Below are 26,377 nucleotides of genomic sequence, written 5' to 3'. Positions count from 1 at the left end.
AAATCCGTCCGGCGACCATGCGGAACCGCATGGCCACCGAACGGACCGGAGGGTAGGACCTCGCACTGCTTACTGGCAGGCCAGGCACTCGTCGTAGTCGGTGCTCTCGCCGATCTCGAACTTCGGCGCCTCGGGCGTGTTGTCCGCCTCGACGCCGCCGGTGCCGGCGAAGCCCGCGCGCTGGATCGACTTCGACCGCAGGTAATAGAGCGACTTGATGCCCAGCTCCCAGGCGCGGAAGTGGAGCATCAGCAGGTCCCACTTCTCCACGTCGGCCGGGATAAACAGGTTCAGCGACTGCGCCTGGTCGATATAGGGCGTGCGGTCGCCGGCCAGTTCGAGCAGCCAGCGCTGGTCGATCTCGAAGCTGGTCTTGAAGCACGCCTTTTCGTCCAGCGACAGGAAGTCGAGGTGCTGGACCGAGCCGCCATGCTCGAGGATCGAGTTCCAGACTGCGTCCGAGTCCTTCGACTTCTCGCGCAGCAGCTTCTGGAGGTGCGGGTTCTTGACCGCGGTCGAGCCCGACAGCGTCTTGTGCGTGTACATGTTCGCCGGGATCGGCTCGATGCAGGCAGACGTGCCGCCGCAGATGATCGAGATCGACGCGGTCGGCGCGATCGCCATCTTGCAGCTGAACCGCTCCATCACGCCCATGTCGGCCGCATCCGGGCAGGGGCCGCGCTCGACCGCCAGCTGCATCGACGCTTCGTTCACCTGGGCGTTGATGTGCTTGAAGATCTTGAGGTTCCACGACTTGGCCATCGCCCCCTCGAACGGCAGGCCGCGCGCCTGGAGGAAGCTGTGGAAGCCCATGACGCCCAGGCCCACCGAGCGCTCGCGCTCCGCCGAATAGCGGGCGCGCGCCATCTCGTCGGGTGCGTTGGTGATGTAGTCGGTCAGCACATTGTCGAGGAAGCGCATCACATCCTCGATGAAGCGCTTGTCGCCGTTCCACTCGTCCCACTTTTCCAGGTTGAGCGAGGACAGGCAGCAAACCGCCGTGCGGTCGTTGCCGAGATGGTCGGTGCCGGTCGGCAGCGTGATTTCCGAGCAGAGGTTCGAGGTCGACACCTTGAGCCCCAGGTCGCGATGATGCTTGGGCATCGTCGAGTTCACATGGTCGGAAAAGACGATGTAGGGCTCACCGGTGGCGAGGCGGACCTCGACCAGCTTCTGGAACAGCGCGCGCGCGTCCACGGTCGCACGAACCGAGCCGTCCTTGGGGCTGGTGAGGTTCCATTCGGCGCCGGCCCGCACTGCTTCCATGAAGGCATCCGGGATCAGCACGCCGTGGTGGAGGTTCAGCGCCTTGCGGTTGAAGTCGCCCGAGGTCTTGCGGATCTCGAGGAACTCCTCGATCTCCGGGTGCGAGATGTCGAGGTAGCAGGCGGCCGAACCGCGGCGCAGCGAGCCCTGCGAGATCGCGAGGGTGAGCGAGTCCATCACGCGCACGAACGGGATGATGCCGCTGGTCTTGCCGTTCAGGCCGACCGGCTCGCCGATGCCGCGGACGTTGCCCCAATAGGTGCCGATGCCGCCGCCGCGCGAGGCGAGCCAGACATTCTCGTTCCAGGTCTCGACAATGCCTTCCAGGCTGTCGGGAACCGAGTTGAGGTAGCAGGAGATCGGCAGGCCGCGGCCGGTGCCGCCGTTGGACAGCACCGGGGTGGCCGGCATGAACCAAAGCTGAGAGATATAGTCGTAGATGCGCTGCGCATGCGCCGCATCGTCGGCATAGGCCGAGGCCACGCGGACGAACAGGTCCTGGAAGCTCTCCCCCGGCAGCAGATAGCGATCGGTGAGCGTCTCCTTGCCGAACTCGGTCAGCAGCGCGTCGCGCGAGCGATCGACCGTGACCGGATAGGGTGCTGCGACCGAACGGCTGTCGCGCGCGACGGCTGCGGCGGGAGCGTCCAGCGTGGTGGTGCTGTCGCTTGCGCGCGTGTCGTGGCTGTCCCTGGTGAAGTCCATGCTGCCCTCGTTCCTATTGTCTGTTCCGGATCGAATCCGACCCGGTGTCGTCGCCTCGCCGAACGCGGCCGCCAGCGGCTGGATGACCCTGGCACCATCAAAAACGCAGCTTTTCCGCTGCATAACGTTCATTGTGGAAGCGTACGCCGAATACCAGAAGTAGCGCCGCTTCCCGGGCGCCACCACAAGACTTGGTGTCGCGCAAAGCGGTTCGGGAGGCAAGCCGCTTCGCCGCAATGAATCCGGCATTCATCGGTTCGATGGCCGCGCGACGCGTGGAAATACCTAGGCTTCAAGCGAAAACCGCACGGCGAAAAATTTTTGATGCGGCCGTTCCGGACTGTTCCGGCGCACTCGGTCGGCGCCCCGGCGGTCCGGCTTGCAAGCTGCCGCGGGTGGCTCCAAGCTAGGCCCGAGACAAGGGGTTGAGTGTATGCGACGGCTGAAGGCTGGGATGATGGGAGCGGCGCTGGTTGCGCTTGCGGTTACGGGCCACGCGGTGGCGCAGGAGAAGACAGCGGTCGAGGAGCTTTCGCTTTCGGACGCGGCAGCGGCACTTTCGGCGGGCACCAGCAGCGAGGCGCTGACTCGCGCCTATCTCGCCCGGATCGAGGCGCTCGATCGGCAGGGGGCGACGCTGCGCAGCGTCATTGCCATCAACCCCGATGCGGTGGCGCAGGCGCGGGCGCTGGACGCCGAACGGCGTGCCGGCCGCGTTCGGGGTCCGCTGCATGGCGTGCCGATCCTGGTGAAGGACAATATCGAGACGCGCGAGCTGCCGACTACCGCAGGCAGCCTGGCGCTGAAGGACAATCGCACCGGGCGTGACGCGCCGGTGGTGGCGCGGCTGCGCGCGGCAGGGGCGGTCATTCTGGGCAAGACCAACCTGTCCGAATGGGCGAACATCCGTTCCTCCGCCTCGATGAGCGGGTGGAGCGCGGTCGGCGGCCTGGTGCGCAATCCCTATGCGCTCGATCGCACGTCCTGCGGATCGTCGAGCGGCAGCGGCGCCGCGGCGGCCGCGAGCCTCGCCGCGGCGGCGGTGGGAACCGAGACCGACGGCTCGGTCGTGTGCCCGGCGGCGATGAACGGATTGGTGGGGCTCAAACCCACGATCGGCCTGGTCAGCCGTACCCATATCGTGCCGATCAGCCACAGCCAGGACACGGCCGGACCGATGGCGCGCAGCGTGCGCGATGCCGCGCTGCTCCTGTCCGCAATGGTCGGCAGCGACCCGGCGGACCCGACCACCCGCGACGCCGACCGGCACCGCAGCGACTATGCGGCGGGCCTCTCTGCGGATGCGCTGAAGGGCGTGCGCGTGGGCGTGCTGCGGCCGGAAATGTCGGCGGCGCTGGCCAAGCGCTATGACGCGGCGCTGGCGGTGCTGCGTGCGGCCGGTGCGACCCTGGTCGACGTGACCCCGCCCAAGCTGGAGGGGCTGGGCGAGGCGGAGTTCCTGGTGCTCAAGGCCGAGCTGAAGGCCGACCTCAACGCCTATCTCGCCTCCACGCCGCCCGCGGTGAAGAGCCGGACGCTCGCCGACATCATCGCCTTCAACGCGGCGCATAGCGATGCGGAACTGCGCTTTTTCGGCCAGGACACGTTCGAAGAGGCGCAGAAGATGCCTGGCCTGGACGACCCGGCTTACAAGGCGGCGCGCGCCAAGGCGCTGCGGCTGGCGGGCGCCGAGGGGATCGACGCGATGCTCGGCCAGGCACAGGTGCAGCTGCTGGTGTCGCCGACCTATGGCCTGCCGTGGCTGTCCGATCCCGTCCATGGCGACCATTTCATGCCGCCGTCGGCAAGCGAGCTTCCGGCGGTGGCCGGCACCCCGCACCTGACCGTGCCGATGGGGCTGGTGCAGGGCCTGCCCGCCGGGCTCTCCTTCCTGGGGCCGAAGTACAGCGAGGCGCTTCTGCTGGGAGCAGGCTATGCGTTCGAGCAGCGCGGGCGGATGCGGGTGAAGCCGGGCTATGCCGCGAGTGTGCCGACCGACGGCGGGCTGGAGGCGGCGCGGTAGGGGCGCCAGCGGCTGGCATCGCAGTGCTCCTGCGCAGGCAGGAGCCCAGGGTTACCGGCCACCGCCGTTGTTCCGCTGAACCCTGGATCCCCGCCTGCGCGGGGATACGGTGCGCGCGGGAGCGGGCTTGCCCCCTAGCCGTGCCGCCAGCGGCGGGCGAGGCTGGCCTGCCACAGCAGCACCAGCGGCACTGCGCCCAGTTCCACGCACAGGCCGACGAGGTGGCCGGTGGACGGCGCACCCACCGACAGCAGCGACCACGCGCGCGCCAGCCCGCCGATCACCACCATCATCCCCAGCAGGCAAAAGCGCGCCCCCTGGCGCTCGATCGCCGGGATGCAGCTGGCAAAGCCCAGCGCCAGGCCCAGGAAGATGCCGGACAGATAGCGGAAGTGGCTGTCGAGATCGGCGCGTACGGGCGTGTGCGCCAGCCACTCGGCGCCCCCAAGGATACCGGCGCTGGCGGTGGACAGCGGGATCAGGCACAGCAGCGCCACCACCCCCTGCAGCAGCCGGCGCTCGGCGCTGCGGCTCACGGCAGCGGCAGTTCGAGCAGGTCCGAGCGGACGCGGATCGCGCGCACCGACATATGGATTTCGATCAGGAAGCAGATGAGCCCGCCGGTCAGCAGCAGCATCGAGATGATGAAGGCGACGGCGATCACCTGACCGATCTGGAAGTTGCCGAGTTCGGCGACGAACAGCATCGCCACCACCAGACAGATGGCGATCGCGGCCATGACGTTCAGATAGACCGCGGTGTTGATCGTGCGGATGCGGCCGTCAATCAGCCGCAGCTCCTGGATGTGCCGCTGCCGCTCCAGACCAGTCGTGCTGACGTGCAGCACTTCCAGCTGGCGCGACCGGTCGACGATGCGGGCAAGCCGCCCGACCATCACGTTCAGGATCGCGCCGAGGCCGGCGAGCAGAAAGACGGGCGCGATCGCGACCTGGATCGTTTCCGCAACGGTGGAGAGGACGGGGGAGAATGCCACGCGCCTGTTATTCGTCCGGGACCGGGGTTGCGCAAGCGAAATGGTAGCGGGGGCCAGGCACGTGGTGCCGGGCCGGCAAAGGCGCTCAGATCACTTCCATCTTGCTGTTGTAATGGTGCCAGGCGAGGATCGCGGCAGCACCGCGGTGCGGGCGCCACGGCTCGGCCAGGACGCGGACCAGCTTCTCGTTGGGCCGCTCGGCATGGCCGAGGATACGGCCGACCTCGACCTGCACGGCCAGGTCGCCGGCTGGCCAGATGTCGGGGCGACCTTCGGCGAACAGCAGGTAGATTTCGGCCGACCAGCGCCCGATCCCCTTGATGCGGGTGAGGGCAGTGATGGCTTCCTCATCGTCCTTGGGGAGCGCCGAGAGGTCGAGGCGGCCGCTCGCCACTTCCTCGGCCAGGCTGCGGGCATAGCCGATCTTCTGGCGGGAGAGGCCGGCGGCGCGCAGCGTCTCGTCGTCGGCGGCGATGAGGCGGGCGGGGTCGTCTGCGGTGCCCAGCGCTTCCTCCAGCCGGCGCCATACCGCGGCGGCGGCATGCACGCTGACCTGCTGGCCGACGATCGTGCGCAGCAGCGTGGCATAGCCCGGCTCGCGGATGCGGGGTGGCGGATAGCCGACGCGCCCGACGGCGGCGGCGAACGCCGGTTCGATCGTGGCGAGCGCGTCGAGCGCCTCGCGCAGCTGTTCCGCACTCAGGCCCATGCCCGTGCGCCTTGAATTTGGCGGCGGCGGTCGCCAATGCCCTGCCAGCTGTTCTGGAGAAAATGCATGCCCACGCTTACCGTTACCACGCGCGAAGGAGAAGAACGCAGCGTGCCCGCAGAAGTCGGGCTGAGCGTGATGGAAGTGATCCGCGACGCCGGCTTCGACGAGCTGCTGGCGCTGTGCGGCGGCTGCTGCAGCTGTGCAACCTGCCACGTGCATGTCGACGAGGAGTTCCTGCCGCTGCTGCCGACGATGAGCGAGGACGAGGACGAGCTGCTCGACAGCACCTCGGACCGCGACGAACGCTCACGCCTGTCGTGCCAGATCCAGTTCACCCCGGCGCTCGACGGCCTGCGCGTGACCATCGCCGCGGAGGACTGAGGGGGTCTCATCCCTCGTCGTCCTACTGACGAAGAGGGGGCAAACCGTCGCATCCTGCCGTATCCCTGCGCAGGCAGGGATACGGGGCCGCGCAGGACAACGGAGTGCGGTTCGTTGAAACCCTGGGCTCCTGCCTTCGCGGGAGCACGGCGGCGGGAGACGCGAAGAGCCCCTAGAAGGCGGGGGCGGGCGGTCGGCTGGCGCGCAGTCCGTTTACGATCTGCCGGGCCAAGCCCGGGCCTTCGAATACGAGCGCCGAATAGAGTTGGACGAGGCTGGCACCCGCATCCAGCCGCCGCTGAGCTTCGTCCGGCGAACCAATGCCGCCGACCGAGACCAGCGGCAATTGCCCGCCGGTGATCGCGCGCGCTTCGGCGAGCTTTGCGCGGGCGAGTTCGGCGAGCGGCGCCCCCGAAAGCCCGCCCGTCTCCCCGGCATGAACCGATCGCAGCCCCGCCGGCCGCGAGATGGTGGTGTTGGAGACGACCAGCGCGTCGATGCCGCCGTCGATCGCCGCACGGGCGGCGACTTCCAGCCCGGCGCGGTCGAGGTCGGGCGCGACCTTCAGGAACAGCGGCACGCCCTTGCCGCCCGTGTGGCGTGCAGCGTCGCAGGCGGCGATCAGCTCACCGAGCGCCGGTTGTGCCTGCAGGTTGCGCAGGCCCGGCGTGTTGGGCGAGCTGATGTTGATCGTCAGATAGTCGGCGAAGGGCGCGGCCTTGGTGATGCCGGCGACATAGTCGGCGATGGCGCTGTCGCCCGCCACCGACTCCTTGTTGGCGCCCACGTTGATGCCGAGCACGCCGCGACGCTGCGGCATTCGGGCGATGCGGTCGAGCGCCGCGTCGAGCCCGCCGTTGTTGAACCCCATGCGGTTGATCACCGCGCGGTCCTCCACCAGCCGGAACAGCCGCGGCTGCGGATTGCCCGGCTGCGCCCGCGGGGTCAGCGTGCCGACCTCGACCGATCCGAATCCGAGCGCAAAGAAGCCGGCGACCGCTTCGGCATCCTTGTCGACCCCGGCGGCAAGCCCGACCGGATTGGGGAAGCGCAGGCCTGCGATCGTGACCGGCAGGTCGCGGCCGGCACCGGGCGCGAGCGGCGTGCCGGCGGCACCCCAGGCGGACAGCATCCGGATGGTGAGGCGATGGGCTCGCTCGGCATCGAGCGCGAACAGCAGGGGATGGTAGAAGCGCATGACCGGGCTATGGCAGCGGCGGGAAAGGGGGTCAAAGCCCCTGGCTGCGCGACGATGGCGGGCGGCGATGACTGTGATCGGAAGAATAAGGCCGGCGCGAGCTTCGTAGCCGCAAAATCCGGTTGACCCACGCGGTCCGCACCACCATCTGCAATTCAGACCGGAACGATCCGATTGGGAGCCATGCGTCTTTCGAGCCTTGCCGACTATGCCGTCGTGATGATGAGCGCGACCGCGCGCCATTGCGGTGGCGTGGCGCGGCTCAACGCGACGCGGCTGGCCGAGGACACGGGCCTGCCGCTGCCGACCGTCCAGAAGCTGGTGAGCCGCTTGTCGGCCGCCGGGCTGATCGAGACCGGGCGCGGCGCTGCCGGCGGCTTCCGCCTGGCGCGACCGGCAGCGGCGATCTCGCTTGCTGACATCGTCGAGGCGGTGGAGGGACCGATCGCGCTTACCACCTGCGTCGACGCCGACCGGCACGACTGCGCGGTCGAGGGAAGCTGCCGGGTCCGCCCGCACTGGGGTGGCGTGAATGCGCTGGTCCGCGATGCGCTCGCCTCGGTGAGCCTGGCGACGATTTCTTCTTCCTACCCCGTCGGCAGCGAGCCTGCCGAACAGACCCTTTCCCAACTGGAGCCGGGCCTTCGTCCCGGTGCCGGAGTGCACGCATAATGGCTACCAAGAACGCAGAGGCGCTCGCCGCCGCGAACAAGAAGTACGAGTGGGGCTTCTCCTCGGACATCGAGCAGGACTTCGCGCCCAAGGGACTGAGCGAGGACACCGTCCGCTACATCAGCGCCAAGAAGGGCGAGCCCGAATGGATGCTCGACTGGCGGCTCAAGGCGTTCCGCCTGTGGCAGACGATGGAAGCGCCGGACTGGTCGAAGCTCAACGTCCCGCCGATCGACTATCAGGACGCCTATTATTACGCGGAGCCCAAGGCGAAGCCGAAGCTCGGCAGCCTGGACGAGGTCGATCCCGAAATCCTGCGCGTCTATGAAAAGCTCGGCATCCCGATCGAGGAGCAGAAGATGCTCGCCGGGGTCGAGGGCGCGCGCAAGGTTGCGGTCGACGCGGTGTTCGACAGCGTCTCGGTCGCCACCACCTTCCGCAAGGAGCTGGAAGCCGCGGGCGTCATCTTCCGCTCGATCAGCGAGGCGATCAAGGAATATCCCGAGCTGGTCCGAAAGTGGCTCGGCAAGGTCGTGCCGCAGCGTGACAATTACTTTGCCACGCTCAATTCCGCGGTCTTCTCGGACGGTACCTTTGTCTACATCCCGGAGGGCGTGCGCTGCCCGATGGAGCTGTCGACCTATTTCCGCATCAATGCGGAGAATACCGGCCAGTTCGAACGCACGCTGATCGTCGCCGACAAGGGCGCGTACGTTAGCTATCTCGAGGGCTGTACCGCGCCGATGCGGGACGAGAACCAGCTCCACGCGGCTGTCGTCGAGCTGGTCGCGCTGGACGATGCCGAGATCAAATATTCGACCGTGCAGAACTGGTATCCGGGCGACGAGAACGGCGTCGGCGGCATCTATAACTTCGTCACCAAGCGCGCGCTGTGCCAGGGCAAGAACTCGAAGGTGTCGTGGACGCAGGTCGAGACCGGCTCCGCCATCACCTGGAAGTACCCCAGCTGCGTCCTGGCGGGCGAGAACAGCGTCGGCGAATTCTATTCAGTCGCCGTCACCAACAACCGCCAGCAGGCCGACACCGGCACCAAGATGATCCATCTGGGCAAGGGGTCGCGTTCGACGATCGTGTCGAAGGGCATCTCGGCCGGGCGTTCGGACAACACCTATCGCGGGCTCGTCCGCGTGGGGCCGACCGCGGAGAACGTCCGCAACTTCACCCAATGCGACAGCCTGCTGCTGGGCGACCAGTGCGGCGCGCACACGGTGCCGTACATCGAGGTGCGCAATCCGTCGGCGCAGATCGAGCATGAGGCGACTACGTCGAAGATCAGCGAGGACCAGCTGTTCTACGCGATGCAGCGCGGGCTCGACCAGGAAGCGGCGGTCGCGCTGATCGTCAACGGCTTCGCGCGCGAAGTGCTGCAGCAGCTGCCAATGGAGTTCGCGGTCGAAGCGCAGAAGCTGCTGGGGATCAGCCTCGAGGGGAGCGTGGGGTGAACCAGGAAGGCCTCGCCCCAAGCCCTCTCCTGAAGGGGAGGGGCTTAGAGAATGAGCAAACCCCTCCCCTTCAGGGGAGGGGCAAGGGGTGGGGCCTGTCCAAGCAGACACTTGCCCCGTTGCAGGCCCATGCCCGCGCCATGCGCAGCGAACCGACCGAGCCTGAAAAGCGGCTCTGGCGTGCGCTGTCCGGCAGCAAGCTCGCAGGCTTCAAGTTCCGGCGTCAGGCAGTAATCGGCCGCTATATCGCCGACTTCCTCTGCCCGGAGAAGGCAGTGGTGGTTGAAGTTGACGGCAACACCCATGCGGAGGGCGCGGATACGGTGCGCGACGCTTGGCTTGTTGCACATGGCTACACTGTGGTCCGCGTCACCAATCGCGACGTGCTGAACAACATGGAAGGCGTGCTCACGCATATTGCGCACGCATTGAACAACGCGCCGGATCGCTGGTCCGGTCCCCACCCCAACCCCTCCCCTGAAGGGGAGGGGCTTGAAAGATGACGATGCTCGAAATCAACAACCTTCACGCCGAGATCGACGGCAAGCCGATCCTCAAGGGCCTGACGCTCACCGTAAACGCGGGCGAAGTGCACGCGATCATGGGGCCGAACGGCGCCGGCAAGTCGACGCTGGGCTACGTCCTCGGCGGTCGCCCCGGTTATGAAGTGACCGAGGGTTCGGTGACCTTCGCAGGCGAGGACCTGCTGGAGATGGAGGCGGACGCACGCGCCGCCGCCGGCCTGTTCCTGGGCTTCCAATATCCGGTCGAGATCCCCGGCGTCTCTAACGTCCAGTTCCTGCGCGAGGCGCTCAACGCCCAGCGCAAAACCCGCGACGAAAAGCCGCTGTCGGGCGGCGAGTTTCTGAAGCTCGCCCGCGCGCAGGCCGATGCGCTCAGCATGGATGCCGAGATGCTCAAGCGTCCCGTGAACGTCGGCTTTTCGGGCGGCGAGAAGAAGCGCAACGAGATGGTGCAGATGGGGATCCTCGATCCCAAGCTCGCGATCCTCGACGAGACCGACTCCGGCCTCGACATCGACGCGCTGCGGATCGTCGGCGACGGCATCAACCGCATCATGCGCGCGCCGGACAAGGCGGTGATCCTGATCACCCACTATCAGCGGCTGCTCGATTACGTGAAGCCGGACGTCGTCCATGTGCTCGCCGACGGCCGCATCGTGCGTACCGGCGGCCCGGAACTCGCGCACGAGCTGGAGCGCGAGGGCTACGCGCAGGTGGCCGCGTGAGCACGCTCGAACTTCCTTCGCCCAAGTCGGAGCGGTGGCGCTGGGCGGACCTGCCGGCGCTGCAGCGCGCGGCCGAGAGCCCGCGCGGTGTTGCGCCCGATCTGGACTCCGCGCTGCTGCCGATCGACGGCCCGCGGCTGGTGTTTGTCGACGGCGTCTATGACGCCGCGCGCAGCGCGCCGGGACCGGTTGCGGTCGGCAGCCGGGCCTGGACCAGCGAGCACCCGCTCGCCCGCTTTGCTCCTGGCGAAGGCTGGGCGCTGGAGCTTGGCCAGGAAGCGGTAACCGATCCGATCCAGATCGTGCATCTCGGCTCGGGTGGCGGCAATCACCTGCGCGGCTCGATCGTGCTGGCGGCCGATGCCGCGGCCTCTGTGGTCGAGACGTTCGTCGGCAGCGGCTGGGCCAATCGCCAGACCCGTATCGAGCTCGCCCGCGGTGCGCGGCTGATGCGCTCGGTCCGGCTGATCCAGGCGGACGGGTTCGTTTCGATCCGCGACGAGGTCGATGTCGGCCAGGCGGCGAGCTATGCCGCTACCTTCCTGGGTGCCGGTGGCATGAGTAGCCGCATCGACGGCGAACTGGTCGTCAGCGGCACCGACGCCTATGCCGAAATGGGCGGCGCGCTGCTGACCCGCGGCGAGCAGCGGCAGGAGTGTGCGGTGACCGTCCGCCATGCGGCCGAGCGCGGCACCAGCCACCAGACCTGGCGCGCGGTTGCCGCCGACCAGTCGGCAGCGAGCCTCGCCGCGCGGGTCGACGTCGCGCGCGGTGCGCAGAAGACCGACGGCGAACAGTCGCTGCGCGGCATCCTGCTCCAGCGCACGGCAACGGTGAACCTCAAGCCCGAGCTCGAGATCTTTGCCGACGACGTGAAGTGCGCGCATGGCGCGACCGTGGGCGAGCTCGACAATCGCGCGCTCTTCTACCTCCAGAGCCGCGGCGTGCCGCGCCCGCGCGCCAAGGCGTTGCTGACCCGTGCGTTCGTGGCGGATTCGCTCGACCGTATCGGCCAGGAGACGGTGCGCGAGGCGTTCGTGGCCGACGCCGATCGCTGGCTGGAAGCGGCGCTGTGAGCGTGCTCGCCGACACCCGCCCGCTCGACGTGGTCGCCGACTTCCCGGCGATCCCGGCGGGCTGGGCGTATCTCGACACCGCCGCCACCGCGCAGAAGCCGCGGCCGGTGCTCGACGCGATCGCGCGCGGCTATGGCGAGACCTATGCCACCGTCCACCGCGGGGTGTACCAGCGTTCGGCCGACATGACGCTGGCATTCGAGGCCTCCCGGCGGCGGGTCGGGAGCTTCATCGGCGCGGGCTCGTCGGACGAGATCGTCTTCACGCGCGGCGCGACCGAGGGGATCAACCTGGTCGCGCAATGCTGGGCCGGCACGCAGCTGAAGGCCGGCGATCGCATCCTGCTGTCGATGCTGGAGCACCACAGCAACATCGTGCCGTGGCAGATGGTCGCCGAGCGCGTGGGTGCGGCGATCGACGTGGTGCCGCTCACCGCCGATGGGCGCATCGACCTGGACGTCATGGAGCGCATGTTGCGGCCGGAGCATAAGCTCGTGGCGCTCGCCCATGTCTCGAACGTGCTGGGCTCGGTGCTCGACGTGCAGCGCGCGACTGCGCTCGCGCACGGCGTCGGCGCCAAGATCCTGATCGACGGCTGCCAGGCGGTCGCGCGGCTGCCGGTCGACGTCCGCGCGCTCGGCTGCGACTTCTACGTCTTCTCCGGCCACAAGCTTTATGGCCCGACCGGCATCGGCGTGCTGTGGGGCAGGGGCGAGCTGCTGGAAGCGATGCCGCCCTACCAGGGCGGCGGGTCGATGATCGACCGGGTGACCTTCGAGCGCACCACCTATGCGCCGCCGCCGGGCCGGTTCGAGGCGGGGACGCCCCACATCGTCGGCGTGCTCGGGCTGCATGCCGCGATCGATTATGTGTCCGGCATCGGTCTGGACGCGATCCACGCGCACGAGACGGCGCTGGTCGCCGCCACGCGCGAGGGGCTGGGGCGGATCAACTCGGTCACGCTGTTCGGGCCGGAGGATTCCGCCGGCATCGTCAGCTTTGCGATCGAGGGGGTGCATCCGCACGACATCGGCACCATCTTGGACGAGGAACGCGTGGCGATCCGCGCCGGCCATCATTGCGCACAGCCGCTGATGGATCGGCTCGGCGTGCCGGCGACGGCGCGCGCGAGCTTCGGCGTTTATAACTCCGCCGCTGATGTGGATGCTCTGGTGCGCGGACTGGAACGAGTGAGCAGGATCTTCGGGTAATGGACGAGACACGCAGGATCGCAGTGGAAGAGGTCGACGCGGTCGACGCACCGCGCAAGGCGCGCGTGGACGACGTGGTCGACGCCCCGGCGGCCGAACCGCGCCGCCGCGACTATCTGGACGGCTTCCTGGCGCAGAAGCCCGAGCCGCAGTCGGCGGGCGAGCCCGGCGGCGCGATCTATGACGGCGTTATCCAGGCGCTGAAGGAAATCTATGACCCGGAAATCCCGGTCAACATCTATGACCTGGGGCTGATCTATGGCGTCGACGTGACGGAGGGCGGCCATGTCGCCGTCACCATGACGCTGACGACGCCGCATTGCCCGGTCGCGGAATCGATGCCGGGAGAGGTCGAGCTGCGCGTCGGCGCAGTGCCGGGCGTCGGCACGGCCGAGGTCAACCTGATCTGGGATCCGCCCTGGGACCCGCAGAAGATGTCCGACGAGGCCAAGCTCGAACTCGGAATGCTGTAAGCAAGGAACACGTTGTGGCTACCACCCTTCGCCCCCGTCCCGCAGCCCTCGCGCTGACGCCGTCAGCCGAGCAGCGCATCGCCGACCTGATGGCGAAGGCGCCGGACGGCTCGGTGGGCGTCAAGCTGTCGACCCCGCGCCGCGGCTGTTCGGGCCTCGCCTATTCGGTCGACTATGTGACCGAGGCCAAGCCGTTCGACGAGCGCATCGACACCGCCGGCGGCACGCTGTTCGTGGACGGCGGCTCGATCCTGTACCTCGTCGGCTCGACGATGGACTGGGTCGAGGACGATTTCACCGCTGGGTTCGTGTTCAACAACCCCAATGCCAAGGGTGCCTGCGGCTGCGGCGAGAGCTTCACGGTCTGAGGGGTACGCGCCTGCAGAGGCAGGGTCGGTTTGATCGGCAACCGCCACGCCCGACTGCGCTTCGAACGACGCGCTTGCGAGACACCCTCGCCATCCTGACGGGAGTCAGTATCCACCTCGCTAACGGGACGAGGTGCGGTGCAGTGCGTCTGGATGCTGACCTTGTGTCCGGCTGGTGATCAGAGCACAGGCAGCATTCAGTCGGCAGGGACTGAACGCGGACACTCCCCTGCCGATTCTCGAATTTGGTCCATGTACGTAGGAAGGGGCTCAAGGCCAACTTCCGCGCGTAGCCGATCCAGATGCTCAGGATCTTCCAATGGCAGGGGGATCCGCTTGCCGTTTTCGCAGGTAACCTGAGTCGCGTAGCGCTGTTTGCCAATCAACTTCAGCATGACCCGGTCGTGCAGATAAGCATAATTGCGCTTGGAGACATCGCCGGTAGCCAGCAGGGGCTGCATCAAGCGCAACGCCTTGAGCTGGAACGCAGGGTCCGCATCTGCATGTTGGACCAACAGCCAGGCCTCCCTCGCGCCGTCTTGGCCGATCTCGGATGCTTTCGGCCAACCTCGATCCGCAATGATCTTCTTGAGCCATTGCGTGTTGCTACGGTCCGTCTCCGCCAATGCTACAGCGAAACGCGATACCACGACCGCCCTTGTATCGGATGGGAGCGGAGGAACGTTCTGCATGTCACCCTCACCCCATCCGAGGCCGAGCCTGAGCATCTGCTCGCGCAAAGGGCGCGCCAGCAACGCATCCCTAAGCGAAGGTCCTTTGGCTCCTCCCGCCTGCTCGGCCGCTCGCGTGGCAGCCAAATAGCTTTCCGCAACAGGTCGTCCGGTGCTGACCGCCTGCTCGAACTTCGAAAAGGAATGTAGGTCGATCGGGTAGGGTGCGCTTGCGACCTGAGCGCACAGGAGATCTCGGAAAGCGCCGCGCTCAAGCTTAGGATCGGCAATGCCCATTGCGCGGAGTTCGGCGCGCGTTTCAGCCATGTCTGTCATGAAACACGCGTCCAGCCAGGCCGAAATGGCTGCAGTCGCCTCCTTGTCCGCAGGCCTCGCGTCTTCGAACCGCCCCCGCATCCAGCCGTAGTCCCCGGGGTCGAAGCGGCCCTCGTGAACATAGGGTTTCAGAGCGTCCGGCAGCGGCGGCGCAGTACCGACCAGCAGCCAGGAAAGCAGCAGCAGACATACGGAGCGCATGCCGAAGAGGACCAAGCGGCGGCCCGGATGTCAAATCGGTCGCGGTGTAGCGACCGATCCGGTCGGAAGTTCCTCCTACTCCAGCCGCCGCAGCCGTTCCGTCACCACCGGGGCAATCCGCACAACCATCTGCTGCACGCCCTTCGCATTGGGGTGCACGCGGTCGGCCTGCATCAGCGTCGGGTTGCCGATCACGCCGTTGAGGACGAACGGATAGAGCACCGCGTCATATTCCTCGGCGAGTTCGGGAAAGATGCGGTTGAAGGTGCCGGCATAGTCCGCGCCCAGGTTGGGCGGCGCCATCATGCCGGTCAGCACGACCGGGATCTTGCGGCGCTTCAGCTCGTCCAGCATCACCTTGAGGTTTTCGCGCGTGGTGGCGGGCGGGATCTGGCGCAGCACGTCGTTGCCGCCCAGCCCCAGCACCACCAGGTCCGGCGTGCGCTTGAGGTTGTCGAGCGAGAAGGCGAGCCGTTGGCGACCGGCCGCGGTCGTGTCGCCGGAGACGCCGGCGTTGACCACCGTCGCGTTGATCCCCGCGCTGCGCAGCGCGGTCTGGAGCCCGTCCGGGAAGCTTTGCCCGCGCGCCAGGCCATAGCCGGCATAGAGGCTGTCGCCGAACGCCAGCACCAGCCGCTCGGGGCCCTGGGGCACGCTTGCGGCGGGCGTGGCCGTCGGCTGCGCGTCGTTCATCGGCGTATTCGCCTGCTCGGGCGCGACGCCCTGCGCGCTCTGGTCATCGCAGCCGCCGAGCAGCAGTGCTTGGAGAAGCAGCGCACCCGCCCCATAACGCACACTTCCATTCTCCAACGCGATCCTCCGACATGCTCAACACCGACCACGGCGATATGGTGATCGTCGCCCGCGATGTCACCTTGACGCTGGGCGCTGCCGATGCGGCGACCCCGATCCTGCGCGGGATCGACCTGTCGGTCGCGCGCGGCACCAGCCTTGCGCTGCTCGGCGCGTCGGGTTCGGGCAAGTCGTCGCTGATGGCGGTGCTGTCCGGGCTGGAACGCGCGACCGGTGGCAGCGTTACCGTGGCCGGGCTCGACTTCGGCGCCCTCGACGAGGATGCACTGGCCCGCGCCCGGCGCGGGCGGATCGGCATCGTGCTCCAGGCATTCCACCTGCTCCCCACCATGACCGCGCTGGAGAATGTGGCGGTGCCGATGGAACTGGCAGGCGCGGCAGACGCGTTCGCGCGGGCGGAGGCGGAACTGCACGCGGTCGGGCTCGGTCATCGCTTGGGCCATTATCCTGCCCAGCTTTCGGGCGGCGAGCAGCAGCGCGTCGCCATCGCCCGCGCGCTTGCCGGGCGGCCGGAGATCGTGTTCGCCGACGAGCCGACCGGCAACCTCGATGCCGCCACCGGCGCTGCGATCATGGACCTGTTGTTCGAACGGCGCGCGGTGACGGGGGCGACGCTGGTGGTGATCACCCATGACGCCGCGCTGGCGGAACGCTGCGACCGCATCGTCTCGCTCGCCGACGGACGCATCGCGCGGGACGAGACGCGATGAGCGAATGGCGGCTGGCCTGGCGGCTGGCGCGGCGCGAACTGCACGGGCGCTTCCGCGGCCTGCGGCTGCTGCTGGTGTGCATGTTCTTAGGCGTCGGCGCACTGGCTGCGATCGGCAGCCTGTCGGCCGCGATCGACGGCGAGTTGAAGGCGCGTGGCGCCGCGATCCTGGGCGGCGACGTCGAGTTCGCGACGTCGCAGCGTGGGGCTACGGATGCCGAGCGCACGGCCTTTGCGCGCCTCGGCCGGGTGTCGCAGACCAGCAGCATGCAGGCGATGGCGGTGCGCGACGGCGGCACGACCGGGCCACAGACCGTGCCCGTCACCCTCAAGGCAGTCGACCAGGCCTACCCCCTGTACGGCAACCTGCGCCTCGCAGACGGAAGCACCGCCCATCCTGCCGATCCGACGCGCGTGTGGATCGCGCCTGGGCTGGCGGAGCGGTTGGGCGTCAGGGTCGGCGAGCCGCTGCGACTGGGTAGCGCGCGCTTCACCATTGCCGGCATCATCGCCGACGAGCCCGACCGGCTGGGGGAGGGCTTCACGCTTGGCCCCGTCGCGATCGTCTCGCTGGAGGGGGTCGCCCGAACCGGGCTGATCCAGCCGGGGAGCCTGTACGAAACCAAATACCGCGTCGCACTGCCCGCCGGGCGGTCGCCGGATGCGGCGGCAGAGGCGATCAAGAGGGCGTTTCCCGACGGCGGCTGGGAGAGCAAGACGCGCAATCGCGCCTCGCCGGGTGCGGCGCGCTTTCTGGATCGCATGGGCCAGTTCCTGGTGCTCGTCGGGCTTGCCGCGCTCGCCATCGCCGGCATCGGCGTGGGCAATGGCGTCGGCTCCTATCTCGCCAGCCGCCGCGGCAGCATTGCGGCGCTGAAGGTGCTTGGCGCGACCTCGGGTGGGATCGCGCGCGTCTATCTGCTGCAGGTGGCAGTGGTCGCCGGCATCGGCATCCTGCTCGGGGTGATCGCGGGGATCGCTGCGGTGCCGCTGATCCTGTGGGTGGCGGGCGACGTGCTGCCGGTCGCGCCGGAGTTCGCCATCCATCCGGCGCCGCTGGCGCTGGCGGCGGGTTATGGCCTGCTGACCGCGCTTGCCTTTACCGCGCCGCCGCTGGTGCGGGCCGGCACGGTGCCCGCCGCCGGGCTGCTGCGCGGCAGCCTGGACCTGCGTCGCGCGCCGTGGCGGCGCGTGCTGCCCTGGACGGGCGGGGCAGGGGCGCTGATCGTCGGCATCGCGGTTGCTACCGCCGACCAGCCCGGGCTCACCGCCGGCTTCCTGGCGACGATCGCGGGCGCGCTGCTGCTGCTCGCCGGGTTTGGCTGGGGCGTGCGCTGGCTCGCCCAGCGGCTGCCGCGTCCGCGCGGGCCTTTGCTGCGGCTGGCGCTTACCGGGCTGCACCGGCCGGGGGCGCGCACGGTGACGCTGGTGGTGGCACTCGGGCTGGGGCTCACCCTGTTCGTGCTGCTGGCGGCGATCCGCACGAGCATCGATGCGAACATCCGCGAGACCATCCCGCAAAAGGCTCCGGCGCTGTTCGCGCTCGACGTGCCGCGCGACCAGGTCGATGCGTTCCGGCGCACCGTCACCGCGGCGGCCCCGGCGGCCGAGATCCGCACCGTGCCGCTGATGCGCGGCACGATCACCGCCTATGCCGGGACGCGGGTCGCCGACCTCAAGACGCTGCCCGAGGGGGCCTGGGCGCTCAGGGGCGAGCGTGGGCTTACCTATTCGGCGACGCTTCCCGACAGCAACGAACTGGTCGAGGGCAAGTGGTGGCCCAGGGACTATGCGGGGCCGCCGCTCGTCTCCCTCGACGTCGACCTCGCGCGGGCACTGGGCTTGCGGATCGGCGACGCCCTCGGCTTTTCGGTGCTGGGGGTGGAGCGGGAGGCGCGGGTCGCCTCGTTCCGCCGCATTCACTGGGACACGATGGGCTTCAACTTCGTGATGGTGTTCAGCCCCAACGCCATTTCCGACGTGCCGCACAACCTGGCCGCCACCATCGACCTGTCCAAGGGGCAGGAGGGGGCGGTCACGCGTGCGTTGCTGCCGCGCTTCCCCTCGGTTTCGGTGATCGAGGTGCGCGGCGTGGTGGAGCAGGTGCGTACCATCGTGAGCCAGATGGCGACGGCGATCGCCGCCGCAGCCTCGGTCGCAATCCTGGCCGGCATCGCGGTGCTGATCGGCGCGATTGCCGCGGCGCGGGAAGCGCGAACCTATGACGGCGTGATCCTGAAGACGCTGGGCGCCACGCGGGGGCAGGTGCTGGCGGTGCAGGCGCTGGAATATGTGCTGCTGAGCCTCGCCGTCGCCGTGCTGGCGCTCGGGCTGGGGTTGGCGGGTGCCTGGTATGTGGTGGTGGATGTCTTCGCATTCGATTGGCTGCCGAACTATGGGGCGGTGCTGGGTACGCTTGCGGCAGGGGCGGGCGTTACGCTGCTGATCGGCATCCTGGGGGCGCTCCCGATCCTGGGCGTCCGTCCGGCACGCGCCTTGCGGCAGCTCTAGCGGTCGGCGCTAAGTTGTTTATATGACAGGAATTATGAAAAGCGTGCTGTGCTGTTCCGGTCGGGGTCGTCCCCGCGAATTCGATGTCGACGAGGCTTTGGCCGCCGCGCTCCGCGTCTTCTGGAGCAAGGGCTATGAGGGGGCGTCGCTGTCGGACCTGACCGAGGCGATGGGCATCACCCGCCCCAGCCTCTACGCCGCGTTCGGCAACAAGGAAGCGCTGTTCCGCAAGGCGCTGGACCTCTACGAGCAGGAAAAGCTCGGCTATATCAACGTCGCGCTGGAAGCACCGACGGCGCGCGGAGTGGCCGAGCGGCTGCTGCGCGGCGCGGTGGAGAGCCATGCGAGCGCGTCGGGTCCGCGCGGCTGCCTGGGCGTGATCAGCTCGGTCGCCTGTGGGGCCGATGCCGAAGGGATCCGTGACGAGGTCATCAAGCGCCGGGCGTCGTCGCAGGATGCCGTGGTCGCCCGCTTCGAGCGTGCCAAGGCCGAGGGCGATCTGTCGGCGTCGATCGATGCGACCGGGCTCACCGCCTATCTGGTGGCCATTCTCCAGGGCATCAGCGTCCAGGCGGGTGCGGGTGCCAGCCGCGAGGCACTGGACGCCCTTGTCGACACCAGCCTGGCGATGTGGCCGAGCGCCTGAACGCTGGGTTTCAAGAAAATATACCGCCGGGTATGGAATGTCATTGACGGCCACGAGCTGCTTCTATACCGCCCAGTAGGTATTGAGGGCACGACAGCGGCATCCCCCCTGGTCCGGCCCATCTGCCAAGCGAGGGAAGGCCATGGGCTATCTGACATTCAGCGAACTGGGCGGCGCCGCCGCTGCCAAGGCATGGGTCGCCGCACCGGCGCCCAAGGCCGATCCGGTACCGGCCGCCACAGGCTTGTCGGCGCTTGAGTGGTCGGTAGTCGCGATCGCGCGGGGCGAGCGGCTTTCCAGCCTGAAGCAGCCGGGCCGCATTGCGGTGGCGCTGGCATCCGTGTTCGGCATGCGGGCCCGCCTGCCGCTCGCCGATCCACGGCTGGAGGCGCTGCGTCGTATCTCTGTGCTGGCATGGCACCGCGGCGACAATCTGCCCAAGTCGGAGATCGGCCGCTTCCTGGAAGCCGGTTTCACCACCAACCAGTTCGAGACGCTGCTGACCAGCATCGGTCGCGGGCGTCTCGCCGGAACGCGCACCCGCGCTGCCTGACGCTTACCAGCTCCCTTCGTCCCCCTTGGGGCGGCTTGCCGTGGGCGAGCCGCCCTTTCTTTTTTTGCGGAGTAGACCAAGCCCGTGCGAAGCTGAACGAACCGCTCGCACTTGCGACAGACGGCGACACAAAAGCGGTGTTGCTGACAAACCTGCGCGACGAGCCAGGCCCAGATTGCTTCTCGACCGAACGACGGTCGGTTTTGAGGAGTGTCACCATGAAGAAGATCGCACTGATGATTGCGGGCCTCGGGATCGCCGTGACCGCACTGCCCACCGCCGCCAGCGCCGCTCCGTGGCAGGGCGTCAATCAGCGCCAGGCGACCATCGAGCGTCGCATCGACCAGGGCGTGCGCAGCGGCCAGCTCAACCGCCGCGAGGCCGTGCAGTTGCGCACCGAGGTTCGCCAGATCGCGCAACTCGAGAATCGCTATCGCCGCAGCGGCGGTGGTTTGTCCGTCAGCGAGCGGCGCGACCTCGACCGTCGCCTGGACCAGCTGACCGCACGCACGCGCTACGAGAAGCATGATCGCCAGGAGCATCGCGGCCACCGCCGCTGAGCCTGTCGCTTCGGACTTCCGGGACGCCTCGCCGGCAACGGCGGGGCGTCGCTGCATCAGCGCAGCGGCTTGCCCGAATCCTTCCAGCGGTCGCGGATGGCGGATTCCGGCAGGCTGTTCTCGGGCGGCTGGGGTGCGGGCGTCGGGGCGGTGCGCGGCGCGACCGGCAGCGGCTCTGCTGGGGCAGCCTCCGCCGGGGCGGCAGTGGTCGGTTGCGGAAGCGGCAGGGGATCCAGCGGGGAGCGGACGTGCGGGCCGGGTACCGGCTCGTGGCCCACATAGCGATCGGCGAAGGCGTCCGCGGTTCCCCACCAGCCTTTCCATCGATGGAAGAAATGGGCGCCGAACGCGCCGGTCATCACCAGCGAGCGGTTCCACGCCGGTGTGACGGCATAGGTGTGGTAATGAGTCGCCAGGCCCACGGGCGCAAACACCGATCCGCTGAGTGCGCGCGCCGCGACTCGGCGGGCGCGGGCCCAGGGTCCGGGGGCACGCGCTCGGGCAAGGGCGCCGTCGCAGGCGAAGCTGAACTGGCAGCCGCGCCGCTCCGATCCCTGATAGACGACGCCACAGACGGTGGCGGGGAAGGCCGGATGGCGCACGCGGTTCAACACCACCTGCGCGACCGCCTGCTGCCCGTCGTCGGGCTCGTTCGCCGCCTCGTAGTAGATGGCCGTGGTCAGGCATTCGAGCGCGCGTGCCTGATCGATGACGCTGCCGCGCGCGTGGAACGGCTGCGCCGGGACGATCGAACCGTCCCCTTCCAGCGCCAGCGCGGGGATCGGCAAGTCCGGCAGCGTCGTCGTACCGGTGGTGCCCGCCTGCGGTGCCGCGAGTGCGCCCGAAAAGACAGGGGCCTGCGCCTGCGCGCTACTGCGCGGCGGCAGCGCCATGCGTCGGGCGGCGGCGCGCTGCTGCTGGTCGACCGCGATCGAGCCGGCATGGACCGCAAAGGCGAGGCCGGCGCCGCCGGCCAGCAGCAGCACGGCGCGCCGCCGCGTGCGAAGCGGTCCCCAGCTCCTCACGCGGCCGCCGGTCAGCGCGTCAGCTTGGGGCTGTCGAGGTCGAGCGCGCTCGCCGGGATCACCTCCGCCTGGGGGTAGCGCTTGCGCAGCGTGTCCGCGAACTGCTTGGCGTCGCCCACCACGACGATGCTCGCGCCGGCCGGGTCGAGCACCTGGCCCGCGACCTGCTGCACGGCCTGAGCGTCCGCGCCCTCGATCTCGGCGAGCGCCTGATCGATGGCGTCGACCGGCTGGCCCGCGAGCACATAGGCAGCGAGCTTGCCGGCGAGGCCGCCGCGCGTCTCGACGTCGCGGCCGAACCCGCCCGACAGCACCGCCTTGCGCGTGGCAAGCTCGGCCGTCGGCACGGGATCGCGGCCGATGCGCTGCAGCTCACCGACGATCAGGTCGACGACTTCGGGGGCGGATTCGTTCTTGGTCTGCACGGTGGCGCTGAACGCGCCGACGCCGCGGTCCGCATCCAATGCGGCGCGCGCGCCATAGGAGAGGCCGCGCTTGATGCGGATCTCCTGGTTCAGCCGCGACGAGAAGCCGCCGCCAAGCACCGTGCTCGCCAGCCGCGCGGCCGGGAAGCGGGCGTCGCCGCGCGCCAGCGCTGCGCGCGACACGACCACGGCCGCCTGGCCGCTGCCGGGCAGGTCGACGACGATGACGCGCGGGGTCTTGGGCAGCGCCGGTTCGGCCGGTGCCGCCACCGTGCCGGCCGGAGCCTTCCAGTCGCCGAACAGCTGTTCTGCCATGGCCTGCGCCTTGGCCGGGGTGATGTCGCCGACCAGGATCAGCGTGGCGCGGTCCGGGCGCCAGCTCTCGCCGTGCGCGGCGACGATCTGCGCGCGGTCGACTTGGCGATAGCTCGTCTCGGTGCCGACCTTGCCATAGCGGCTGTCGCCGAACACCGCGCGCGCCGCGACCTTGCCGGCGAGCGCGCCGGGGTCCGATCGCTCGATCTGGAGCGCGTCGATCCACTGGGTGCGGACCCGCTCGATCTCCTTGGGATCATAGGCGGGGTTGCGCACCACATCGGCCAGGATGTTCATCGCGGGTGCTAGGCCATTGGTGCCGACCAGCAGCGAGACGCTGGCGCCGTCATCCTCGGCCCCGGTGTCGAGCGAGGCGCCCAGCGCCTCGACCTCGGCCGCGATCTGGGTGGCGGAGCGGGTGCGGGTGCCCTCGGTCAGCAGCTCGGTCGCGAACTGGCTCGGTTCCGGGCGGCGGCCGGGCGCCGACAGCTCGCGCGTGTCGACCACCATGGTGGCGGCGACCAGCGGCAGGCCGGGCTTGGGCACCGTCACGAGCCGCAGGCCGTTGGCGAGGCGAGTCTCGGTACGCGCCGGCAGCGCGGCCGCCACGGGTGCGCCGATCGCAGGCAGCGGCGTGCGCTCACCCTCGGCCGCGACCTGGTGGACCGGCACGCCGGGCGGAATCGCGAGCGGGCGAGTCTCGACCGTCTTCGGCACCGACAGCGAAGTGTCGGCAGGGGCGCCGTCCGCCTGCGGCAGATATTGGAGCACCGCGACCTGATTCTCGCCCAGATAGCGGCGGGCCACGCGCTGGACGGCGGCCGCGTCCACCTTGGCGATGGCGGCGAGCTGCTGGTCGGCGGCGCGCGGATCGCCGTCGACGATCACGCTGCTGGCAAGCGTAAAGGCGCGACCCTCGGCGGTCTCGCGCCGGGCGAGGGAGGCGGCGAGGATCTCGTTCTTGGCCTCGGCAAGTTCGGCGGCGGTCACCGGCGCATCGCGCAGGCGCGCGACCTCGCGCTTGAGGCCCGCCTCGACCGCATCGATGTCCTTGCCGCCGGCGGCGATCGCATAGGCGGCGAGCACGCCGGTGTCCTTCCTACCGTCGAGATAGGTCTCCGCAGACTGGGCGAGCTGGTCGCGATAGACGAGCGACTGGTACAGCCGCGAGCTGCGGCCGCTCGACAGCACCGCGTTCAGCACCGCGAGCGCGGCCTGATCGGGATGGTTGTCCGGCGGAATCTGGTAGCTGAGCACGACGGCGGGGAGCGGGGTGTTTTCGGCGTGGACGACATGGCGCGTGGCGGCAGTGCGCGCAGGTTCCTTGACGGCCACCCGCGGGATCGGCCGGTTTGGGCGGGCAACGGGCGCGAAATACTGGTCGACCCAACGGTTCAGCTGTGCGGGATCGAAGTTGCCCGCGACCACCAGCACCGCATTGTCGGGCCGGTAGTAGGTCGCGTGGAAGGCGCGGATGTCGTCGATCGTCGCCGCGTCCAGATCCTCGATGCTGCCGATGCCCGGCCGCGCATAGGGGTGGCGGGTGTAGGAGATCATCGGCAGGTAGAAGCCGAACAGCTTGCCATAGGGCTGCGCGAACACGCGGCTGCGCAGCTCCTCCTTCACAACACCGCGTTCGGAGGCGAAGCTGGTCGGCTCCACCACCAGCGTCGCCATGCGATCGGCCTCGGCGAACAACAGCTGCTCGAGATGGTTGGCGGGCACCACCTCGAAATAGTTGGTGTAGTCGTCGGCGGTGGAGGCGTTGTTGTAGCCGCCGACATCCTCGGTCAGCCGGTCGAACGCCTCCGACGGCAGGTTGCGCGTCTGCTTGAACATCAGATGTTCGAACATGTGGGCAAAGCCGGAGCGGCCGCGCGGATCGTCCTTCGAGCCCACGTCATACCAGACCTGCACCGACACGTTCGCCGTCGAGGTGTCACGGATCGCATAGACCTTCAGGCCGTTCGCCAGCGTCCGCTCGGTATAGGCGAGCGGGGCCACCGGGGCGGGAGCCGGTGGTGTGGCGGTCGATGCTCCGGGGGCCGGTTGCGCGCTGGCGGTTGCGGGAACGAGAGCGGTGGCGAGCAGCAGTGCCGCGCGGAAATGGAGCATCGATCAGCCTTGGTGTGCGCTGGAATCAGCGCTTGGTGCGGGAACGGTTGGCGTAGAGGAGCGCGGCGGTGAGCGCGGCGGAGCCGATGCCGACGCCGATGCTGATCGGCACGGCAGGCCAGCGGGTGGGGCGGTCGTGCTCACGCGTGTCGCCGGCAGCTTCGCGCACGCGCTTGGCGTCCTTGCAGGCGGCTTCGACCTCGTTGATCGGGTGGGTGTCGGTCATTTTTCCTCTCCGGGTGCGATCATCCGCGACTGGAATAGCGCGTCCGGAAGTCGTTGGCGAACATGGATAAGCTGCCCGACGCGATTGCCGCGCGCAGATCGGCCATCAGCCGCTGGTAGAACCACAGGTTGTGCTCGGTCATCAGCATCGCGCCCAGGATTTCGCCGGCACGCACGAGGTGGTGGATATAGGCGCGGCTCCAGCCGGTGCAGCTGGCGCAGGGGCATTCGGGGTCGAGCGGCCCCGTATCCTCGGCAAAGCGGGCGTTGCGGATGTTGATCGGGCCGGTGCGGGTGAATGCCTGGCCGGTGCGGCCCGAGCGGGTGGGCAGTACGCAGTCGAACATGTCGACGCCGCGCTCGACGGCGCCGACGATGTCGTCGGGCTTGCCGACGCCCATCAGATAGCGGGGCTTGGTCGCGTCGAGCTGGCCGGGGGCATAATCGAGCACGCCGAACATCGCCTCCTGGCCCTCGCCGACCGCCAGGCCGCCGATCGCATAGCCGTCGAAGCCGATGTCCTTGAGCGCATCGGCCGACTCGCGGCGCAGCGACTCGTCGAGCGCACCCTGCTGGATGCCGAACAGTGCCGCACCCTCGGCATGGGCACCGCCCGAGTCGAAGCCGTCGCGGCTGCGCCTGGCCCAACGCATCGAGCGCTCCATCGCGCGCGCCTGCACGTCGCGCGTGGCGGTGGTCGGCACCAGCTCATCGAACGCCATGACGATGTCGGAGCCGAGCAGTCGTTGGATCTCCATCGAACGTTCGGGGCTCAGCAGGTGGCGCGAGCCGTCGAGGTGGCTCTTGAACTCGACACCGTCCTCGGACCGCTTGGTGAGGTCCGACAGGCTCATCACCTGATAGCCGCCACTGTCGGTCAGGATCGGCCGGTCCCAGCCCATGAAGCCGTGCAGCCCGCCCAGCCGGTGGACGCGCTCGGCGCCGGGCCGCAGCATCAGGTGATAGGTGTTGCCGAGCAGGATGTCGGCGCCGGCCGCGCGCACGTCGGCGGGCTTGACGGCTTTCACCGTAGCGGCGGTGCCGACCGGCATGAAGGCGGGGGTGCGGATGGTACCGCGGCGCATCGCGATCTCGCCGGTGCGGGCGCGGCCGTCGGTCGCGTGGATGGTGAAGTCGAAACGGGGGGACATGGCCGCCTGATGCCGCTGCGCGCGGCTGCTGTCGAGCCGCGATCGCGCGGGAGCGTCAGGCGGCGCGGTGCGTTTGAAGGCAAGAGGAAGAGGAGCAAGCCATGGCCGAACAACCCCTGTCGCCCGGCGACGACGCCGCACCCGGCACCCCCGGCACCGGCGAGAACCTCTGCCCGCGCTGCAGCGGAAGCGGGCAGATCGATGGTGCCGAATGTCCGGAATGCGAGGGTACGGGCAAGGTGATCGAGGGGATCGGCGGGGGGTGAGGGCTTGTCTGGCCCTCTCCAGTCCGTTCCTGCTGAGCAGGGGCTGAGCCTGGCGCAGAACCGT

General features: G+C 68.9%; 28 protein-coding genes. 16 read left to right on the top strand and 12 right to left on the bottom strand.

The genetic code is table 11. The features are described 5' to 3' along the window. Positions 1-69: 69 nt before the first annotated feature. Complete coding sequence (locus LK533_RS17165; RefSeq protein ID WP_229364293.1) at positions 70-1,971, bottom strand: ribonucleoside-diphosphate reductase subunit alpha; 1,902 nt, start codon at positions 1,969-1,971, stop codon at positions 70-72. Between the two features lie 97 nt (positions 1,972-2,068). Next, complete coding sequence (locus LK533_RS17160) at positions 2,069-2,224, bottom strand: hypothetical protein (protein WP_229364292.1); 156 nt, start codon at positions 2,222-2,224, stop codon at positions 2,069-2,071. A gap of 180 nt (positions 2,225-2,404) precedes the next feature. Between LK533_RS17160 and LK533_RS17155 the strand changes: the two genes are divergently transcribed. Then, complete coding sequence (locus tag LK533_RS17155; RefSeq protein WP_229364291.1) at positions 2,405-3,994, top strand: amidase; 1,590 nt, start codon at positions 2,405-2,407, stop codon at positions 3,992-3,994. A gap of 134 nt (positions 3,995-4,128) precedes the next feature. Here the strand turns inward: LK533_RS17155 and LK533_RS17150 are convergent, their stop codons facing one another. The 3 genes from LK533_RS17150 to LK533_RS17140 form a co-directional block, all read right to left on the bottom strand. Beyond that, a complete protein-coding gene (locus LK533_RS17150) occupies positions 4,129-4,530 on the bottom strand; it encodes a DUF4345 domain-containing protein (RefSeq protein WP_229364290.1) in 402 nt (133 codons plus the stop codon). Continuing rightward, the gene (locus LK533_RS17145) at positions 4,527-4,988 is read right to left on the bottom strand and encodes a DUF2721 domain-containing protein (protein WP_229364289.1); all 462 of its coding nucleotides are present in this window, start codon (positions 4,986-4,988) and stop codon (positions 4,527-4,529) included. The genes LK533_RS17150 and LK533_RS17145 overlap by 4 nt, the downstream gene beginning before the upstream one ends. A gap of 85 nt (positions 4,989-5,073) precedes the next feature. Then, positions 5,074-5,697, bottom strand: a complete 624-nt coding sequence (locus LK533_RS17140; RefSeq protein ID WP_229364288.1) for a DNA-3-methyladenine glycosylase family protein — start codon at positions 5,695-5,697, stop codon at positions 5,074-5,076. A gap of 66 nt (positions 5,698-5,763) precedes the next feature. Here LK533_RS17140 and LK533_RS17135 point away from each other — a divergent pair, with 66 nt between their 5' ends. Next, positions 5,764-6,081, top strand: a complete 318-nt coding sequence (locus tag LK533_RS17135; protein ID WP_229364287.1) for a 2Fe-2S iron-sulfur cluster-binding protein — start codon at positions 5,764-5,766, stop codon at positions 6,079-6,081. A gap of 172 nt (positions 6,082-6,253) precedes the next feature. Here the strand turns inward: LK533_RS17135 and LK533_RS17130 are convergent, their stop codons facing one another. Beyond that, positions 6,254-7,279 carry a quinone-dependent dihydroorotate dehydrogenase gene (locus LK533_RS17130; protein WP_229364286.1) on the bottom strand — a complete coding sequence of 342 codons (1,026 nt, stop codon included), beginning with the start codon at positions 7,277-7,279 and terminating at the stop codon, positions 6,254-6,256. A gap of 183 nt (positions 7,280-7,462) precedes the next feature. On the opposite strand from LK533_RS17130, the gene LK533_RS17125 reads away from it, so the two are divergent. The 8 genes from LK533_RS17125 (at position 7,463) to LK533_RS17090 (ending at position 13,791) form a co-directional block, all read left to right on the top strand. Further along, positions 7,463-7,951 carry an SUF system Fe-S cluster assembly regulator gene (locus LK533_RS17125; RefSeq protein ID WP_229364285.1) on the top strand — a complete coding sequence of 163 codons (489 nt, stop codon included), beginning with the start codon at positions 7,463-7,465 and terminating at the stop codon, positions 7,949-7,951. After that, positions 7,951-9,414, top strand: a complete 1,464-nt coding sequence (gene sufB / locus LK533_RS17120) for a Fe-S cluster assembly protein SufB (RefSeq protein WP_229364284.1) — start codon at positions 7,951-7,953, stop codon at positions 9,412-9,414. The genes LK533_RS17125 and sufB overlap by 1 nt, the downstream gene beginning before the upstream one ends. Positions 9,415-9,554: 140 nt before the next feature. Beyond that, positions 9,555-9,917, top strand: coding sequence for an endonuclease domain-containing protein (locus LK533_RS17115; RefSeq protein WP_229364283.1), 363 nt, complete (start codon positions 9,555-9,557; stop codon positions 9,915-9,917). Positions 9,918-9,919: 2 nt separating this feature from the next. Beyond that, positions 9,920-10,663 (top strand): Fe-S cluster assembly ATPase SufC, encoded by a 744-nt coding sequence (gene sufC, locus LK533_RS17110; protein ID WP_229364315.1) that lies wholly within the window; start codon positions 9,920-9,922, stop codon positions 10,661-10,663. Continuing rightward, positions 10,660-11,739, top strand: a complete 1,080-nt coding sequence (locus tag LK533_RS17105; protein ID WP_229364282.1) for a SufB/SufD family protein — start codon at positions 10,660-10,662, stop codon at positions 11,737-11,739. The genes sufC and LK533_RS17105 overlap by 4 nt, the downstream gene beginning before the upstream one ends. Next, positions 11,736-12,950, top strand: coding sequence for a cysteine desulfurase (locus LK533_RS17100; RefSeq protein ID WP_229364281.1), 1,215 nt, complete (start codon positions 11,736-11,738; stop codon positions 12,948-12,950). The genes LK533_RS17105 and LK533_RS17100 overlap by 4 nt, the downstream gene beginning before the upstream one ends. Further along, positions 12,950-13,423 (top strand): SUF system Fe-S cluster assembly protein, encoded by a 474-nt coding sequence (locus LK533_RS17095; RefSeq protein ID WP_229364280.1) that lies wholly within the window; start codon positions 12,950-12,952, stop codon positions 13,421-13,423. The genes LK533_RS17100 and LK533_RS17095 overlap by 1 nt, the downstream gene beginning before the upstream one ends. A 14-nt stretch (positions 13,424-13,437) precedes the next feature. Further along, the gene (locus LK533_RS17090; protein ID WP_229364279.1) at positions 13,438-13,791 is read left to right on the top strand and encodes a HesB/IscA family protein; all 354 of its coding nucleotides are present in this window, start codon (positions 13,438-13,440) and stop codon (positions 13,789-13,791) included. Positions 13,792-13,988: 197 nt separating this feature from the next. Here the strand turns inward: LK533_RS17090 and LK533_RS17085 are convergent, their stop codons facing one another. Together LK533_RS17085 and LK533_RS17080 are read right to left on the bottom strand one after the other, a co-directional pair. After that, entirely contained in the window at positions 13,989-15,014 is a 1,026-nt protein-coding gene (locus LK533_RS17085) for a DUF6624 domain-containing protein (RefSeq protein WP_229364278.1), read from the bottom strand. Positions 15,015-15,074: 60 nt separating this feature from the next. After that, positions 15,075-15,794 carry an arylesterase gene (locus LK533_RS17080; RefSeq protein ID WP_229364277.1) on the bottom strand — a complete coding sequence of 240 codons (720 nt, stop codon included), beginning with the start codon at positions 15,792-15,794 and terminating at the stop codon, positions 15,075-15,077. 29 nt (positions 15,795-15,823) lie between these two features. On the opposite strand from LK533_RS17080, the gene LK533_RS17075 reads away from it, so the two are divergent. The 5 genes from LK533_RS17075 (at position 15,824) to LK533_RS17055 (ending at position 20,791) form a co-directional block, all read left to right on the top strand. After that, complete coding sequence (locus LK533_RS17075) at positions 15,824-16,522, top strand: ABC transporter ATP-binding protein (RefSeq protein WP_229364276.1); 699 nt, start codon at positions 15,824-15,826, stop codon at positions 16,520-16,522. Next, positions 16,519-19,032, top strand: a complete 2,514-nt coding sequence (locus LK533_RS17070) for an ABC transporter permease (protein WP_229364275.1) — start codon at positions 16,519-16,521, stop codon at positions 19,030-19,032. The genes LK533_RS17075 and LK533_RS17070 overlap by 4 nt, the downstream gene beginning before the upstream one ends. Before the next feature lie 34 nt (positions 19,033-19,066). Beyond that, the gene (locus LK533_RS17065; RefSeq protein ID WP_420705882.1) at positions 19,067-19,678 is read left to right on the top strand and encodes a TetR/AcrR family transcriptional regulator; all 612 of its coding nucleotides are present in this window, start codon (positions 19,067-19,069) and stop codon (positions 19,676-19,678) included. 142 nt (positions 19,679-19,820) lie between these two features. Then, positions 19,821-20,231: a hypothetical protein gene (locus LK533_RS17060; RefSeq protein WP_229364273.1), complete on the top strand. Its 411-nt coding sequence runs from the start codon at positions 19,821-19,823 to the stop codon at positions 20,229-20,231. Positions 20,232-20,449: 218 nt separating this feature from the next. After that, positions 20,450-20,791, top strand: coding sequence for a hypothetical protein (locus LK533_RS17055; protein WP_229364272.1), 342 nt, complete (start codon positions 20,450-20,452; stop codon positions 20,789-20,791). A 56-nt stretch (positions 20,792-20,847) separates the two neighbouring features. Here LK533_RS17055 and LK533_RS17050 read toward each other — a convergent pair whose 3' ends face one another. From LK533_RS17050 to tgt, 4 genes are read right to left on the bottom strand one after another with little or no spacing between them, the layout of a single operon-like run. Beyond that, a complete protein-coding gene (locus LK533_RS17050; RefSeq protein WP_229364271.1) occupies positions 20,848-21,816 on the bottom strand; it encodes a cell wall hydrolase in 969 nt (322 codons plus the stop codon). 11 nt (positions 21,817-21,827) lie between these two features. Further along, positions 21,828-24,671, bottom strand: coding sequence for a M16 family metallopeptidase (locus LK533_RS17045; RefSeq protein ID WP_229364270.1), 2,844 nt, complete (start codon positions 24,669-24,671; stop codon positions 21,828-21,830). Positions 24,672-24,696: 25 nt separating this feature from the next. Beyond that, complete coding sequence (locus tag LK533_RS17040) at positions 24,697-24,897, bottom strand: hypothetical protein (RefSeq protein ID WP_229364269.1); 201 nt, start codon at positions 24,895-24,897, stop codon at positions 24,697-24,699. A 19-nt stretch (positions 24,898-24,916) separates the two neighbouring features. After that, complete coding sequence (tgt, locus tag LK533_RS17035; RefSeq protein ID WP_229364268.1) at positions 24,917-26,047, bottom strand: tRNA guanosine(34) transglycosylase Tgt; 1,131 nt, start codon at positions 26,045-26,047, stop codon at positions 24,917-24,919. 101 nt (positions 26,048-26,148) lie between these two features. Between tgt and LK533_RS17030 the strand changes: the two genes are divergently transcribed. After that, positions 26,149-26,313 (top strand): hypothetical protein, encoded by a 165-nt coding sequence (locus tag LK533_RS17030; RefSeq protein WP_229364267.1) that lies wholly within the window; start codon positions 26,149-26,151, stop codon positions 26,311-26,313. Positions 26,314-26,377 lie beyond the last annotated feature (64 nt).

The organism is Sphingomonas sp. PL-96, assembly GCF_020707215.1.
GTDB lineage: Bacteria > Pseudomonadota > Alphaproteobacteria > Sphingomonadales > Sphingomonadaceae > Sphingomonas.
The sequence above is the reverse complement of the archived record's forward strand: the minus strand, read 5'-3'. Positions and strand labels throughout refer to the sequence as shown.

Excerpts from the sequence above, each read along its gene's own strand:
- tgt (WP_229364268.1), bottom strand. The coding sequence starts at position 26,047 with ATGTCCCCCCGTTTCGACTTCACCATCCACGCGACCGACGGCCGCGCC.
- LK533_RS17160 (WP_229364292.1), bottom strand. The coding sequence starts at position 2,224 with ATGAATGCCGGATTCATTGCGGCGAAGCGGCTTGCCTCCCGAACCGCT.
- LK533_RS17140 (WP_229364288.1), bottom strand. The coding sequence starts at position 5,697 with ATGGGCCTGAGTGCGGAACAGCTGCGCGAGGCGCTCGACGCGCTCGCC.
- LK533_RS17045 (WP_229364270.1), bottom strand. The coding sequence starts at position 24,671 with ATGCTCCATTTCCGCGCGGCACTGCTGCTCGCCACCGCTCTCGTTCCC.
- LK533_RS17115 (WP_229364283.1), top strand. The coding sequence starts at position 9,555 with ATGCGCAGCGAACCGACCGAGCCTGAAAAGCGGCTCTGGCGTGCGCTG.
- LK533_RS17125 (WP_229364285.1), top strand. The coding sequence starts at position 7,463 with ATGCGTCTTTCGAGCCTTGCCGACTATGCCGTCGTGATGATGAGCGCG.
- LK533_RS17130 (WP_229364286.1), bottom strand. The coding sequence starts at position 7,279 with ATGCGCTTCTACCATCCCCTGCTGTTCGCGCTCGATGCCGAGCGAGCC.
- LK533_RS17075 (WP_229364276.1), top strand. The coding sequence starts at position 15,824 with ATGCTCAACACCGACCACGGCGATATGGTGATCGTCGCCCGCGATGTC.
- sufC (WP_229364315.1), top strand. The coding sequence starts at position 9,920 with ATGCTCGAAATCAACAACCTTCACGCCGAGATCGACGGCAAGCCGATC.
- sufB (WP_229364284.1), top strand. The coding sequence starts at position 7,951 with ATGGCTACCAAGAACGCAGAGGCGCTCGCCGCCGCGAACAAGAAGTAC.
- LK533_RS17155 (WP_229364291.1), top strand. The coding sequence starts at position 2,405 with ATGCGACGGCTGAAGGCTGGGATGATGGGAGCGGCGCTGGTTGCGCTT.
- LK533_RS17065 (WP_420705882.1), top strand. The coding sequence starts at position 19,067 with ATGAAAAGCGTGCTGTGCTGTTCCGGTCGGGGTCGTCCCCGCGAATTC.
- LK533_RS17055 (WP_229364272.1), top strand. The coding sequence starts at position 20,450 with ATGAAGAAGATCGCACTGATGATTGCGGGCCTCGGGATCGCCGTGACC.
- LK533_RS17030 (WP_229364267.1), top strand. The coding sequence starts at position 26,149 with ATGGCCGAACAACCCCTGTCGCCCGGCGACGACGCCGCACCCGGCACC.
- LK533_RS17060 (WP_229364273.1), top strand. The coding sequence starts at position 19,821 with ATGGGCTATCTGACATTCAGCGAACTGGGCGGCGCCGCCGCTGCCAAG.
- LK533_RS17040 (WP_229364269.1), bottom strand. The coding sequence starts at position 24,897 with ATGACCGACACCCACCCGATCAACGAGGTCGAAGCCGCCTGCAAGGAC.
- LK533_RS17070 (WP_229364275.1), top strand. The coding sequence starts at position 16,519 with ATGAGCGAATGGCGGCTGGCCTGGCGGCTGGCGCGGCGCGAACTGCAC.
- LK533_RS17165 (WP_229364293.1), bottom strand. The coding sequence starts at position 1,971 with ATGGACTTCACCAGGGACAGCCACGACACGCGCGCAAGCGACAGCACC.
- LK533_RS17095 (WP_229364280.1), top strand. The coding sequence starts at position 12,950 with ATGGACGAGACACGCAGGATCGCAGTGGAAGAGGTCGACGCGGTCGAC.
- LK533_RS17135 (WP_229364287.1), top strand. The coding sequence starts at position 5,764 with ATGCCCACGCTTACCGTTACCACGCGCGAAGGAGAAGAACGCAGCGTG.